This window comes from Pseudomarimonas salicorniae, from assembly GCF_023156535.1.
Taxonomy (GTDB): domain Bacteria; phylum Pseudomonadota; class Gammaproteobacteria; order Xanthomonadales; family Xanthomonadaceae; genus Pseudomarimonas; species Pseudomarimonas salicorniae.
In genome coordinates this window covers 124,450-138,862 of the sequence record NZ_JALNMH010000009.1, presented here as the reverse complement: position 1 = coordinate 138,862, position 14,413 = coordinate 124,450, and the positions used below count along the sequence as shown (strand labels likewise).

The 14,413-nt window shown below is 69.2% G+C and carries 7 protein-coding genes; 4 read left to right on the top strand and 3 right to left on the bottom strand.

Features of this window, described 5'->3' with window-relative positions:
• Window positions 1–131 precede the first annotated feature (131 nt).
• The gene (locus M0G41_RS11810) at window positions 132–563 is read right to left on the bottom strand and encodes a hypothetical protein (RefSeq protein WP_248209423.1); all 432 of its coding nucleotides are present in this window, start codon (window positions 561–563) and stop codon (window positions 132–134) included.
• A gap of 70 nt (window positions 564–633) precedes the next feature.
• On the opposite strand from M0G41_RS11810, the gene sufT reads away from it, so the two are divergent.
• Window positions 634–1,188, top strand: coding sequence for a putative Fe-S cluster assembly protein SufT (gene sufT / locus M0G41_RS11805; protein ID WP_248209420.1), 555 nt, complete (start codon window positions 634–636; stop codon window positions 1,186–1,188).
• A gap of 336 nt (window positions 1,189–1,524) precedes the next feature.
• A complete protein-coding gene (locus tag M0G41_RS11800; RefSeq protein WP_248209418.1) occupies window positions 1,525–3,207 on the top strand; it encodes a proprotein convertase P-domain-containing protein in 1,683 nt (560 codons plus the stop codon).
• 79 nt (window positions 3,208–3,286) lie between these two features.
• Here the strand turns inward: M0G41_RS11800 and M0G41_RS11795 are convergent, their stop codons facing one another.
• Window positions 3,287–7,228: a fibronectin type III domain-containing protein gene (locus M0G41_RS11795; RefSeq protein ID WP_248209416.1), complete on the bottom strand. Its 3,942-nt coding sequence runs from the start codon at window positions 7,226–7,228 to the stop codon at window positions 3,287–3,289.
• A gap of 752 nt (window positions 7,229–7,980) precedes the next feature.
• On the opposite strand from M0G41_RS11795, the gene M0G41_RS11790 reads away from it, so the two are divergent.
• Both M0G41_RS11790 and M0G41_RS11785 read left to right on the top strand, forming a co-directional pair.
• Window positions 7,981–10,329, top strand: coding sequence for a proprotein convertase P-domain-containing protein (locus M0G41_RS11790; protein ID WP_248209415.1), 2,349 nt, complete (start codon window positions 7,981–7,983; stop codon window positions 10,327–10,329).
• Window positions 10,330–10,454: 125 nt separating this feature from the next.
• Entirely contained in the window at window positions 10,455–11,006 is a 552-nt protein-coding gene (locus tag M0G41_RS11785; protein WP_248209414.1) for a DUF7010 family protein, read from the top strand.
• An 81-nt stretch (window positions 11,007–11,087) separates the two neighbouring features.
• Here the strand turns inward: M0G41_RS11785 and M0G41_RS11780 are convergent, their stop codons facing one another.
• On the bottom strand, window positions 11,088–14,378 hold the full coding sequence (locus tag M0G41_RS11780) for a sensor histidine kinase (protein ID WP_248209413.1): 3,291 nt from the start codon (window positions 14,376–14,378) through the stop codon (window positions 11,088–11,090).
• Between the last annotated feature and the right edge of the window lie 35 nt (window positions 14,379–14,413).

The following is a 14,413-nucleotide window of genomic DNA, read 5'->3' as shown; positions in this document are numbered from 1 at the left end:
CGCGTTGGTGAAGCCCCATAGGGTGCGTCTTGGACGCACCGATACGGGCGTTCGGACGGTACGCCCGGTGCGGCCAGCCGCACCCTATGAACGTCTTCTCGGCGCCTCGGACGCGCTTTCGTGCCGCCTTGCTACCTGGCGCTGAACCAGGCGATGAGGATCCCTGAGGCGACCCACAGCGCGTCCATCCAGCCCACCTGGCCTCCCAGCCAGAGCGGCACCATCTCGGGGCTGATCCGGGACAGGGCGGCCATCGGCTTCATGCCCACCACCATGCCGATCTTGGCCGCGGCGACCATGATCGCCGAGCAGGCGATGGTCGCCGCGGTGATCACAACGCCCAGCGCCGCCCGTCGTCGGCCCGGTGGGTGGCCCGCCAGGCGCAGCAGCAAGGCGGAGTCGAGCGCGGCGACGACGGCCATCCAGCTGGCGTTGCTGCCGCTGAGCGCCGCCACGCCCGCCCACACCGCCGAGAGTCCGGCGGTGATGGCAAGGGTGACGATCAGCAGCAGGAGCCAGCCCCGCGTGGAGAGGGCGGCGGGGGCGGTGGGGCGTGAATTCATGGGCGCTCCATCGGGGGCGGCTAGAATAGCGGCTCGGGCGCCGGCTGTCGGCGCCAGCGTGATGGACTCCATGGGCTACAGCCGAACCAGCGAACCGATCAGCTTCGAACGCGACTGCGAGGTCGTCATGGTGCCGCAGGGCGAAAAGGTGACCCTGCCGGCCGGTTCGGTCGGCTATATCACCCAGGCGCTCGGCGGCAGCTTCACCGTCTTCGTCGAGGGCAACCTGTTCCGCGTTGCCGGCACCGATGCCGACGCCATCGGCAAGGAACCGATGACTCCGCCGGAACTGCCCGATGGCGCCTCCGACGACGATGTCGAGGTCCTCGCCTGGCACCAGCTACGCTCCTGCTTCGATCCCGAGATCCCGATCAATATCGTTGACCTTGGGCTGGTCTACCGCTGCGAGGTCTCGCGGCTGGCCGGCGGCGACCGCCGGATCGAGGTCGACATGACCCTGACCGCGCCGGGCTGCGGCATGGGCGAGGTACTGGTCGACGACGTCCGCAGCAAGCTGGAACTGATTCCGACGGTCTCCGAGGCCGAGGTCGAGCTGGTCTTCGACCCGCCGTGGAACCAGAGCATGATGAGCGAAGCCGCGCGGCTCGAGACCGGCATGCTCTGATCCATCCGGGGTGGTGCAAGGCCATCCCGTTTGTGGTGCAGCGCACGATTGACGTGCTTCTGAACCAGGCTTAAGTTACCTGAGCACTGCATGAACATGCAGACGCCGATTCCGCCAGATGGCGGGATCCGGCGGCGTGGCTGGAGGCCGCGCGAACCGACAGGAAGTCCCGTGCCCGCAGCGCCTCCCGCCGGGCATGGCAGTCCCGCGATGCGCCGGACCAGCGCCTTCGAGCCTGCGCCGCATCGATCTCCCGGCTGCTTCCACTCGCAAGTCCGATTCCGCCGAGCGCCCAGCGATCGACGGTCTATCTATATTCGTATCTGGAGATCCGAAATGCGTGTAGTGCTGTCCCCGCTGGCCGCCGCGCTGTGCCTGGCCTTCGTCGCTCCGTCCTTCGCCCAGGTTTCGCCGCAGGACGACGCCTTCCTGCTCGGCGACGCCCTGGTCCTGCCCAGCCCCGATCTGACCAGGATCCTCGCCGAGGACGCCAAGGCCGTGGGCGGCGCCTACCGCTACGGCGTCAGCGTAGCGGTGCCGCAGGCCAAGGCCGGTGGCCACTGGGAGCGCACCGCCAAAGGCGACTGGGTGTGGTCGCTGGAGCTGGTCTCGCCGGCCGCCAAGTCGCTGGACTTCCACTTCTCGCGCCTGTTCCTTCCGGAGTCGGCGCAGCTGCGCATCATCGGCGAGGGCAAGGGCAACCAGCGCGTCATCCAGCCCCACGAAGTGGCCGGCGGCGCCTGGTACTCACCCTACGTGGCCGGTGAGCGCGCGCGCATCGAAATCACCGTCTCCGCCCGCGACAAGCACCGCGTGCAGGCCGAGCTGGCCTCGGTGACCCACGGCTACCGCGGCCTGTTCGAGGGTGTCGAGGGCCAGGCCAAGTCGGGCAGCTGCAACGTCGACACCGCCTGCCCGGCGGGCGATGCCTGGCGCGACCAGATCGACTCGGTCGGCCACTACACCTTCAGTCAGGGCAGCAGCTCCTACGTCTGCACCGGCACCCTGCTGGCCAACACCGCCAACACCACCACGCCCTACTTCCTGACCGCCAACCACTGCCTGAGCACCCAGACCATCGCCAGCACCGTGGTTGTGTACTGGAACTACCAGAGCAGCACCTGCCGAACGCCGGGTTCCTCGTCCAGCGGCACGCCGCTCTCCAAGACCATTGCCAGCCACAGCCAGTCGGGCTCGACCCTGCGCGCCACCAATGCCGCCAGCGACTTCACCCTGCTGCAGCTGAGCAGCGCCGTGCCGACGGCGGCCAACCCCTACTTCTCCGGCTGGGACCGTGGCACCGCCACCCCGACCTCGGCGGTGGGCATCCATCATCCGTCGGGTCACGAGAAGCGAATCGCGGTCGAGAACCAGGCGCTGCAGATCAGCGCCTATGGCGGCGGCAGCGGCACCACCCACTGGCGCGTGGTCGACTGGGATCAGGGCACCACCGAGGGCGGCTCCTCGGGCTCGGGCCTGTGGAACCAGAACAAGCTGCTGGTTGGCCAGCTGCACGGCGGCTCGGCGGCCTGCGGCAATGACCTGTCGGACTACTACGGTCGCCTCTCGGTGTCCTGGACCGGCGGCGGCACCAGCAGCACCCGGCTGTCCAACTGGCTGGATGCCGGCTCCACCGGCGTCACCACCAAGGCCGGCTACCGCGCGGGCGGCAGCACGCTGATCAAGTACGAGAACACCGCCGACTACCAGATCCGCGACAACGCCACGGTGGACAGCCCGGTCACGGTCAGCGGCCGCAGCGGCAACATGCCGAGCACGCTGAAGGTGAACGTGCGGATCATCCACACCTATATCGGTGACCTGATCGTGCGCCTGGTGGCTCCGGACGGCAGCCTGTACACCCTGCACAACCGCACCGGCGGCAGCGCCGACAACATCATCACCACCTACACGGTGAATGCCAGCAGCGAGCTGGCCAATGGCACCTGGAAACTGCGGGTGCAGGATGCGGCAACCGGTGACACCGGCTACATCGACAGCTGGAGCCTCGAGTTCTAAGCGTGTCGGCAGTGCGACAACGAGAAAGCCCGGCCGAAGCCGGGCTTTTTCGTTGCCTCCGAGGGGGCTGTGAGGCGAGCTACTCCAGGCCGTTCTTGAAGATGCCGGTGCCGCCGGTGGATTCGATCAGCACGCGGCGGTCGTCGTCGCGGAACACCGCATTGACCCCCGGGGGCAGGGTGGCCTGCGCGCTGATCTCGACGAAGGGCAGGCTGTTGTCGATCGAGCCGCTGAGGCTCAGCTGCAGCGTGCCGCCGGCGCCGAGGTTGAGCGTAGTGTCGACCGTCCCGCTGCCGTTCGGCGGGGTGCAGGGCAGGTCGCAGCTCCATAACACGTTGTTCAGTCCGATGATCGGGCTGATGCGCAGCCGCACGTCGCTGGCGTCGAGGTTGCCGAGGTTGCGCACCTCGATGGCGTAGCTCGCCAGCGAGCCACCCTTGGCCAGCGCCTCGGCGAGGTGCTTGGTGGTCGGCTGCTCGCGACGGATCGAGACGCTGAGGTCGATGGCCTCGCCGACGATGATGCGTCGGGTCACCAGATCGCCGCGATCACGGCCGCCATTGTCGGTGCCGCCATTGTCGACCGCCTGCAGCAGCAGGCGCGCGACGCCCGGGTTGCCGGTGAGCGTATAGCGCAGGGTGCCGTTGGGTTCGAGGTCGACGCTGCCCGGTAGCAGTACCCCGTCCGGGGGGCTGTCGACGGCCAGCTCGATACTCACGCTCTGCGCGGCTTCGTTGGCCGCGCCGGCGAACAGGGCGCTGGCGAAGCTCGCGGCCTGCTTCTCGCCGGATTCGCCGGCCGGCCAGACCTGACTGGGCCCGAACTGTGCGCTCGGCGGGTCGTTGACCGGTAGCACGCTCAGCGCCAGTTCGGCCTCGATCGCGCCGCGCATGCTGTCGGTGACGGTGACCGTGACCAGCGCGCTGCCGCTCGCATCCGCTATCGGGTTGAAGGCCAGGCTGCGGTTGGCGCCGCTGCCGCCGAGCCCCGCGCTGAGGGCCGCATCGGTGATCAGCCCGGCGTTGTCGCCGGATACCTCCACGCTGAGTTCCGCCGTCGGGGTGTAGTCATCGCTGAGGGTGAAGGCGACGCTGCCGCTGCCGTCCTCCAGCATCTCGATGCTGGCCGGCAGGCTGATCGAGGGCGGCTGGTTCGGGGCCAGGCTGTTCGAGGGCGCCGAGGCCGGGCCGGTGCCCAGCGCGTTGGTTGCGGTCACGGTGAAGGTGTAGGCGGTGCTGTCGCTCAGCCCGGAGACCGTGCAGGGCGAGGCGGTGCAGCCGCTGCTGCTGAATCCGCCCGGCTCGCTGGTCGCCGTGTAGCCGGTGATGGCGCTATTGCCGTCGCTCAGCGGCGCGCCGAAGCTCACCGTGGCCGATGCCGGGGCGCGGCTGGCGGTGCCGATGATCGGCGCGCCGGGCGCATTGAGGATGCCATTGAAGATATAGGCCGCGCCCTCCTCGGGATTGCCGAAGGGCTTGGTCCCTCCGGCCTGATGGGCGCCGATCAGGGCATTGCCGCCGTCGATCGCCACCGCAACGCCGAACCGGTCTTCGGCCGCGCCATCGCTGGCGACCAGCTTGCCCTGCTGGCTCCAGCTGCTGCCGCTGCGGGTGAAGGCATAGGCCGCGCCCTGATCCGTGGCAGAAGGATCCGCCTGGACGGCCCCGACCAGGGCCGTCAGCCCGGAGATCGCAACCGAATGGCCGAGGTGGTCTTCGAGCGCGGCGTCGCTGGCGACCAGCTTGGCCTGCTCGGTCCAGCTGCCGTTGCTGCGCAGGAAGACATAGGCGGCGCCCGCGGCCTCGTGGGGCCCGCTGGCCACGCAGTGCCGGGGCGCGCCGACGATGGCGTAGTCCCCCTGCAGCGCGACGGACTCGCCAAAGTGGTCGGACGAGCCGCTGTCGCTGCCGCTCAGCTTGGCCTGCTGGGTCCAGCTGGTGCCGCTGCCGGTGAACACGTAGACCGCGCCCTGGTTGAAGCTGCCCGGCGTGCAGCCGAATCCTTTTGACGCCGGGTTCGGGTCAGGCGAAACCTTGATCGAGGGTGACATGGCCGACACCGTGTCCCGGTTCGCAGCCACCAGGATCGTGTCGCCGTCGATCGCCACCGAGTAGCCGAATTGCTCGTCCAGGCCGGCGTCGCCACTGGGTGCCCCGAGTTTGACCTGCTGGGTCCAGACTCCGGCACTCCGGGCGAACACATAGGCCGAGCCTGCATTGGGAGAGGAGGTGTCATCCAGATGGGCGCCAATCACGGCGGTGTCCCCGGCCAGCGCCACCGACCAGCCGAAATTGTCGCCGCTGCTGCCATCGTCTGCGATCAGTTTGGCCTGCTGGGACCAGCTGCTGCCGCTGCCGGTGAATACATAGACCGCGCCCTGGCCGTTGCCGGGCGCATCGTGACCGTAGGCGCCGATCAGGGCGGTGTTGCCGAACAGGGCCACCGAGTGGCCGAAGTAGTCCTTTCGCCCCCCGTCCAGGGCAGTGAGCCGGGCCAGCTGGGTCCAGCCGCCGCTGTCACGGCCGAACAGTAGGGCCGAACCCTGCTCTTTGTTGCCGGGGCTGTCATCGTTGGGCAGGCCGACCAGGGCCAGGTCACCCTCGAGGGCGACCGAAAAGCCCAGCTGAGCTGAGCCCGGGCCGAGGCCGGCCGTGAGCGCGGACTCCTCGGTCCAGCTGGCGCCGCTGCCGGTGAACACGAAACCCGCGCCCTGCTGGACATCTTCAAAGTTGCCAGGGCCAAAGTCACGCGCACCGACCGCGAGGCTCCCGCCGGAGAGGGCAACCGAATAGCCGAAGAAGTCGTCCGCATCGCCGTCGCTGGCGCCCAGCTGCGCCTGCTCGGACCAGCTGGCGCCGCTGCGGGTGAACACGTAGGCCGCGCCCTGCTCGTCGTTGTGCCGATAGGCACCGATCACCGCGGTATCGCCTTCCAGCGCCACCGACCAGCCGAACCGGTCGCTGCTGCCGCTGTTGCTGGAGGTAAGCAGCGCCTGCTCGCTCCAGATGCCGGCGCTGCGGGTGAAGACGACCGCGGCGCCGTTCGTGGCCGAGCCGTCAGGGGCGCCCCAGGCGCCGATCAGGGCGGTGTCGCCGGACAGCGCGACTGCGGCGCCGAAGTTGTCACTGGCGGCGGACGCGCTGCTGAGCAGCTTCTGCGCCTGCGACCACGCGCCGCCGCCATCGCGGGCGAAGACATAGGCAGCGCCCTGCCTGGGATTGGCACCCTCGTCTTTCTCCGGGGCACCGACCAGCGCCGTGTCGCCCTCCAGCGCCACGGCGTTGCCAAACCGGTCCGAGGTGATCAGGTCGTTGGACTGCAGTAGCGCCGTCTGCGACCACATGGCCCCGCTGCGGGTGAACACGTACGCGCCGCCGCCGAAAGTGCCGATGAACTGCCCATCAGCGCCGACGAGTGCGGTGTCGCCGTCCAGCGCCACGGACGTGCCGAACTGGTGGAAGGAGGCTCCGTCGCTGGCCGACAGCTTGGCCTGCTGGCTCCAGCTGCCGCCGCTGCGGGTGAATACATAGGCCGCGCCCTGGCGGTCGTTGCCGCCAATCACGGCCCTCTGGGCACCGATCAGCGCGGTGTCCCCTTCAAGGGCCACGGCGGCGCCGAAGAAGTCCCCTGACGCACCGTCGTCGGCGGTCAGCTTGGCCTGCAGGCTCCAGGTGCCGCCGCTGCGGCTGAACACATAGGCCGATCCCTGGTTCGCGTCGCGGCCGACATCGTCCCCTCGTGCGCCCACCAGCGCGGTGTCGCCGTCAAGGGCGATGGCCCAGCCGAGCTGGTCGCGGTCCGCGCCATCCGCGCCGAGCACCGAGGAAACGGCGAGACGTGCCTCCTGGCTGATCGCCTTGGCGACCGCGCCCTTCAGCGACTGCCAGGTTGCTTCGTCGAGTTCGGCAGGTTTCTCGGCCGCGGCCGGGCCCGCGCGCGCGACTTGGGTGGAACAGAGCAGGACGGCGCCGAGGATCAGCGTGAGCAGGACGCTGGGCTTGAGCAGCAGGTTCGGGTGCATGGCAAGACTCCTTGATCCGCCGGGAAGGGCCGCGGCGGTCGAATCCGGGAGGGGAGGGCAGGTGTGCGCCGTCGGCGCAGCGATACATGGTCCGGCACCTGCCAGTGATGCAGCACGTGAGCGCGGTGCAGGCAGCACCGAAGTCACTCCGGTCTCCGCGGATTCCCCTGTATGGAGCCGGCCAGTGCTCCGCGTGACAGCCGGCTCCGCGATGCGACGCGACGGCACTCGGCCCTCGGAACGCTTGCCCGAGCCTATAGTGTCAACACGTGAAGGGTCAAACCGCGATCTTCACATTACACATGGCGATCCATCGATACCCGGGCGCTGGGTGAATCGATATGTTGTGAGGATCGACCGCGGTGAGTGGTCGCGAAGGGGGGTTGCTCCGGGCAGAGCCCCTCCGGGGCAGGCCCTTTCCATTTTGGTGCAGGGCAAGATTGACCGGAACCTGAACGGTTGCTAACTTCGAGTCGTCCCGCGGCCTGTAGGGGAGGCGGCGGGGCTCCCGTTCCCGGTCCGGATGCCGCGTGCGTCCAGGCCTGGTCATTGCCCGGCAGCGTGGAGCGCTCGGGGGAGCGGGATGGCCACGAAGGCCCGCCGCGTCGTCTGCCAGGCGGCGTTCCACTGCCAGCGATTCCGTGCGCCACGCATGCCTGCCCGGGTCGTAGGTAAATCGATACTTTTGCCTTTGAGCTGAAGGCGGTTCCTGTCCATCGACCCGCCAAGGCCATGCTTAGGAGAGACCGTACATGCGAGTAGTCATCGCGCCGCTGGCTGCGGCGATGCTGTTGGGGATGTCGACGTTGGCGGCCGCCAAGGCCGCGCCCGGGGAGACCGGTTTCGCGCTGGGTCAGGCCACCCTTCTGCCGGCGCCGGACCTGGCCAAGCTGGAGATGGAGGACAGCAAGCGGGTCGGGGGCCCGTTCCGCTATGGCGTGGCGATTCCTGCCAGCCAGTACCGACTCGGCGACAAGGGCTTCGGCCAGTGGAGCGAGGAGGGCGACATCGCGGTGTGGCGCTGGGAGGTGGTCTCGCCTGCGGCCAAGACGCTGGATTTCCACTTCGAGCGCCTGCAGCTTCCGCTCGGCGCCAGCCTGACCATCAGCGGCGAAGGTGCGGACAATGAGCGCCGCATCGAGTCCAAGGACATCACCGGCACCGCCTATGCCTCGCCCTACGTGCTCGGCGAGCGCGCAAGCTTCGAGCTGCGCGTGCCCGCAGCCAAACGCGGCGAGGTCGAGCTGGCCCTGTCCAGCGTGACCCACGGCTACCGCGGCCTCTGGGAGGCCATCGAGCCGGGCCAGAAGTCGGGCTCGTGCAATGTCGACACCGCCTGCCCGGCGGGCGATGCCTGGCGCGACCAGATCGATGCCGTCGGCCACTACACCTTCAGCCAGGGCAGCAGCAGCTATGTCTGCACCGGCACCCTGCTGGGCAATACCTCGAGTTCCACCACGCCTTACTTCCTGACCGCCAACCACTGCATGAGCACGCAGACGGTGGTCAGCAGCATCGTCGTCTACTGGAACTACCAGAGCAGCACCTGCCGCACCCCGGGCTCCTCGTCCAGCGGTACGCCGCTCTCGCGCAGCATCGCCAGCCACAGCCAGTCCGGCGCCACCCTGCGCGCGACCAACTCGGCCAGCGACTTCACCCTGATCGAGCTGAACACCGCGGTGCCGGGCGCCGCCAATCCCTACTTCTCCGGCTGGGACCGCAGCGGCAGCACGCCGTCTTCGGCGGTGGGTATCCACCATCCGGCCGGCCACGAGAAGCGCATTGCAGTCGAGAACGACGCCCTGGTCGTCAGCGGCTACGGCGGCGGCAGCGGTACCACCCACTGGCGCGTCATCGACTGGGACCAGGGCACCACCGAGGGCGGTTCCTCGGGCTCCGGCCTGTGGGACCAGAACAAGCGTCTGGTCGGCCAGCTGCATGGCGGTTCGGCCGCCTGCGGCAACAACCTGTCCGACTACTACGGCCGCCTCTCGGTGTCCTGGACCGGCGGCGGCAGCAGCAGCTCGCGGCTGTCCAACTGGCTCGACCCGACCAGTTCGGGCGTCTCGACGCTGAACGGCTATCGCCCGGGCGGCGGTGGCGGCGGTGACACCACCCCGCCCAGCACGCCGTCCAACTTCAGCGCGACGGCGAGCAGCAGCAGTGCGATCGGCCTCACCTGGTCGGCCTCGACCGACACCGGTGGCTCCGGTCTTGCCGGCTATCGCGTCGAGCGTTGCACCGGGTCCTCGTGCACGAACTTCGCCCAGATCGGCACCACCGCCTCGACCAGCTACAGCGATTCCGGGCTGACTGCGTCGACCACCTACCGCTACCGCGTGCGGGCCTATGACGGCGCCGGCAACACCAGCAGCTACAGCAGCATCGCCTCGGCCACCACCCAATCGGGCGGCGGCGGTGGCGGCAACGTGCTGCAGAACGGCGTGCCGGTCACCGGCCTGTCGGGCAGCTCGGGCACCGAACTGCGCTACACCCTCGACGTGCCTGCCGGCGCCAGCAATCTGAACATCGCGATTGCCGGCGGCAGCGGTGACGCCGACCTCTACGTGCGTTTCGGTTCGGCCCCGACCACCGGCACCTGGGACTGCCGTCCCTACGCCGGCGGCAACAACGAGAGCTGCCCGGTGGCCAGTCCGCAGGCCGGCACCTACCACGTGATGGTCCGCGGCTACTCGGCGTTCTCGGGCGTCAGCCTGACCGGCAGCTACACCGCGGGTGGCGGCGGTGGCGGGGCGACGTATTTCGAGAACACCTCGAACGTGTCGATCCCGGACAACAACAGCACCGGCGTGACCAGCTCGATCACGGTCAGCGGGCGCAGCGGCAACGCACCGAGCAATCTGAAGGTGGGGGTCAACATCGTCCACACCTACATCGGCGACCTCATCGTCGACCTGATTGCCCCGGACGGCAGCGTCTACAACCTGCACAACCGCAGCGGCGGTAGCGCGGACAACATCAACCAGACCTACACGGTGAATGCGTCCAGCGAAACCGCCAATGGCACCTGGAAGCTTCGCGTCCGCGATCGCGCGCGGGCCGATACCGGCTACATCGATGCCTGGAGTCTGCAGTTCTGAGCATCACCCTGCACTGAGCGTCAAACCTCGGAACCCGGCTTCGGCCGGGTTCCGTTTTTGCAGCTTCTGCGCCGAGGGGCAGTCTGCTAGCGTGGCGCCCCTGTCGACACAGCGGGAAGTGCGGAATGGATGCGGACACAAGCCTTGCGGCGGCGCAGCAGGATATGCGCCACGGTTTCATGGAGGGCGGGCCGGGCGTGCTCGCCTCGGCCATCGTCTGGCTGGTGGCCGGCGGCTTCGCCCTCTACCACTCGCCGCAGGCAGGGGTGATCGCCCTCTTCGTCGGCGGCATGCTGATCCATCCGCTGGGGATGCTCGGCTGCAGGCTGCTGGGGCGGCCCGGCGCGCAGTCGACGGGCAATCCGCTGACCTCGCTGGCCCTGGCGAGCACGGCATGGATGCTGCTCTGCCTGCCGCTGGCCTATGCCGCCTTCCTGGTCCGGCCGGAGTGGTTCTTCCCGGCCATGCTGCTGCTGATCGGCGGCCGCTACCTCTGCTTCCACACGCTGTATGGGCGGCGTGGATACCTGGTGCTCGGCGCCGCCCTGGGCGCGGCGGGTTGGCTGTTGGCGGCCACTGGGGCATCGCCATCCACCGGGGCCTGGGCCGGCGGCGCAATCGAGGCCGCCTTCGGGATTTACCTGCTGGCGCGACCGGCCCGGCTGGCGGCCGCCTGACCGGCCGACCGTGCGGCCCGGTCGTGCCCGGGCTCCGGGCTCGGGTCGCCAGGGCCGAGGTTCCTGCGCGGCAGGCGCGGCTCAGGCCTCGCGGCCGATCTCCGGCGCGACCAGCGGCAGCAGGAAGTGGAATCCCGTGCCGCCGTCCGGCGGGCTCTCCAGCTGCACCTCGCCGCCGAGTACGTGGCAGGTCAGGTTATGGACAAGATGCAGGCCGAGGCCCGATCCGCCCTGGCCGAGACGGGTGGAGAAGAACGGCTCGAAGGCGTGGGCGGCGACATCGTCCGACATGCCGTGTCCGTTGTCGCGGAACGTCAGTTCCACGCGGTCGCCGGACTGCCGGGCGGTGATCCGCATCTCCCCGCGCTGGCGGGATGCGAAGCCGTGGATCACCGAGTTCATCACCAGATTGGACACGATCTGGAACAGGGCGCCGGGATAGCTGTCCATCACGATCCCTTCCGGACAGTCGATCCGCACCCGATGCTCGCCAAGCCGATACGCCGGCTGCATGGCGGTGCGGATCTCCTCCAGCGTGCGGGCCAGATCCATCCGGCGGCGCTGCTCGCTGGACTGGTCGGCGGCGACCTGCTTGAAGCTGGCAATCAGCTTGCTGGCGCGCTCGAGGCTGCCGCAGATCAGGCTGGCCCCCTCCCGGATGTCCTCGCGCCATTCCTCGAAATCGGAACGCCGCAGCTGGCCCGAGTCGGCCTTCCCATCCACTTCCCGGGACACCGCCACCAGGTGGGAGGCGGCGGTCAGCGCCACCCCGATCGGGGTGTTGACCTCATGCGAGACCCCGGCGACCAGCCGCCCGAGCGAGGCCAGGTGCTCGCTGTCGACCAGCCGGCGCTGGGTGAGCCGGAGCTCCACGAGCGCCTCTTCGGCCGAGTCCTTGGCGAGTTTCAGCTCCCGGGTTCTGCCCTCGACCATGCGCTTCAGCCGGTCGGCCCGCCGCTGGACCATCCGCGTGCGCAGCCTGATGAAGAGCAGGACGCTGCCGCCGAAGCTCAGCAGGGCGAAGGTGGCGAACCAGCCGGTCTGCCAGAAGCTGGGACGGATCTCGACCGGCAGCTCCAGGCGATTGCCCGACCAGGCGCCAATCCGGTTGGTGCCTTCCACCTCCAGGCGATAGGCCCCGGGCCAGAGATTGCTGTAGGCGGCGATCCGGCTGTCAGGCAACGCCGGACGCCAGGCGGTCTCGTAGCCATGCAGCCGATAGCGATAGCGCAGCGAGCCGGGGTCGGACAGGTCCAGTGCCGCGAACTGGATGCTGAAGCCGCGATCCGCAGGGTTCAGCCGCAGCGTGTCGCCCTGCATAGCGCGGGGGAGGCCGTCGATCCACACGTCGGTGGCGATCACCGGCGGCTGGAACGACCAGGGCCTGAACTGATCCGGCTTGATCACCAGCAGACCCTTGCTGCCGCCGAACAGGAAGTCCCCGTTCGCGCGCCGCGCATAGGCGCGGAACCAGCTGGTCCCGAAGCGCACGCCGTCGGCCGCGCTCAGTGGATAGACCGTGTTCGAGCCGGGGTCGATGACGTACTGGGGCGTCCAGATCCTGCCCGCGCCATCATCCAGCACGTTGGCCCCCAGCGACTCCGCGGACAGGCCCAGTCGCGCGTTCAGGGGCTGGAACTGGAGGTCATTCCCATGACGGGTGCCGTGGAGCAGGCCTTCGCTGGTGTCCACCCAGATCCCGCCCGAGCGGTCGACCAGCATGCCCACCACGGAGGGCTGCTGTCCGCCGCCGGCCACCAGCCCAATCCGCTCCGCGTGAGCCCCCGCTTCCTGCGAACTGAACAGGCCGTTTCGCCCGCCGACCAGCACCCGGCCGTCAGCGTCCAGCGCGATGGCGTTGACATCGCCGGTGAGTGCGGCCCCGGCGGCTCGGATGCGGGTGGCTTCAAGGCTTTCGCGGTGGACCCTGAACGCGCCATCGTCAGTGCCCGCCCAGACCTCATCGCCCACCTTGCGAACCACGCGCACGTACGGCGTCGCCACGCCGGGTACGGCGCTCAGCCGGAACACGCCCGGTGCCTCGCGCAGGGCGCGGAACAGCCCGTCCCTGCTTCCCAGCCAGAACTCGTCGGGAGCGGCCTGTTCCAGCGCGGTCAGGGAGCGCAGCACGCGCGAGGCGAGATCCGCCGGCTCGAAAGCCGGCGCAGGCAGGGGATCGAACTTCTGATCCAGCACCACCAGACGACTGCGCCGGATCGCCAGCCAGACCTCGCCGTCCAGCGTTTCAAGGACTGCGGCGATGTTGGCATCCGATTCGTCGCGGCCCGTGCCGAGCCGTGACACGACGCGCACCGCATCCTGGGCGGGGAAGTGCCGGAGCAGCCCGGTGCCGAAACCGGTCAGCCAGAGCAGGCCGGAGCGATCGAGCATGATCGCCCGCACGTCGACGATCCGCGGGTCGTCGACGCGGGCAAGCAGCTGTCCCGAGGGTGCCCGCAGCTCGAGCCCGCTGGCGCGCCCCACCCAGATCTCCCCGCTGGGCATCTGTCGCAGGACGAAGACCGATTCCGCACCGCCGACCCTTGCCTGGTCGCTGGCATCGACGTTGGTTGCGACCATGGACGTCGGATCGACGCGCAGTACTTCGCCATGATGGGTGCCGGCCCAGAGGGTTCCGTCATCGGCCTGGGTCAGGGCATAGACCCGCGAGCGACCCGCCGCCGTGGAATGCACCGGCAGCGGGATGGAGACATAGCTGCCGTCCGCGGCGCTGCGCCGGGCCAGGCCGAGGTCATGCCCGATCCACAGGTCTCCGACCCGATCCACCAGCAAGGCGTTGACTTCCTGGCTCGGCAGCCCGGTCATCGGCACGCTGTCCAGCGTTCCGCTGTGCAGGTCCAGTCGCGAGATGCCGTCTCCCTGGCTGCCCACCCAGAGCTGGCCTGCGGGTCCTTCGGCCAGCGCGTAGATCGACCCGGAGATCGCTGTTCCGGCCGGGCGCTGGAAGCGTCCGCTGTCCGTATCGAGAAGCCCGAGGCCGTGGCGATCGGTGCCCACGGCGATGCGTCCATCGGAGAGGGCGAGCAGCGAGCGGATCACGCTGCCGGGAAGTGCATTCGGATCTCCGGGCTCCCGGACGATGCGACGGAACTGGTAGCCGTCGAAGCTGATCAGGCCCCCACTGCTGCCGATCCACAGCCTGCCGTCGGCGTCCTGCGCCAGCGATCCCGCCACCGCATCGGGAATGGCGGTCTCGTCGCCGACCAGGTCGAAGGCCGGAAGCCCGGTGGCGCCGGCCAGGGCGCAGAGGCTGCAGGCGATTCCGGCGACGAAGGCGAGGGCGACGCGACGCCGCGTGCCGCACGATCGGCGGGAGGTAACCGGCGGACGCTGGCGGCGGGGTTGGCTCAACAGGAGGTCCGTCAACACGGCTCCGACCGAGTCTA

Coding starts and splice junctions, on each gene's coding strand:
- M0G41_RS11810 (WP_248209423.1), bottom strand. CDS start 563: ATGAATTCACGCCCCACCGCCCCCGCCGCCCTCTCCACGCGGGGCTGG.
- sufT (WP_248209420.1), top strand. CDS start 634: ATGGGCTACAGCCGAACCAGCGAACCGATCAGCTTCGAACGCGACTGC.
- M0G41_RS11800 (WP_248209418.1), top strand. CDS start 1,525: ATGCGTGTAGTGCTGTCCCCGCTGGCCGCCGCGCTGTGCCTGGCCTTC.
- M0G41_RS11795 (WP_248209416.1), bottom strand. CDS start 7,228: ATGCACCCGAACCTGCTGCTCAAGCCCAGCGTCCTGCTCACGCTGATC.
- M0G41_RS11790 (WP_248209415.1), top strand. CDS start 7,981: ATGCGAGTAGTCATCGCGCCGCTGGCTGCGGCGATGCTGTTGGGGATG.
- M0G41_RS11785 (WP_248209414.1), top strand. CDS start 10,455: ATGGATGCGGACACAAGCCTTGCGGCGGCGCAGCAGGATATGCGCCAC.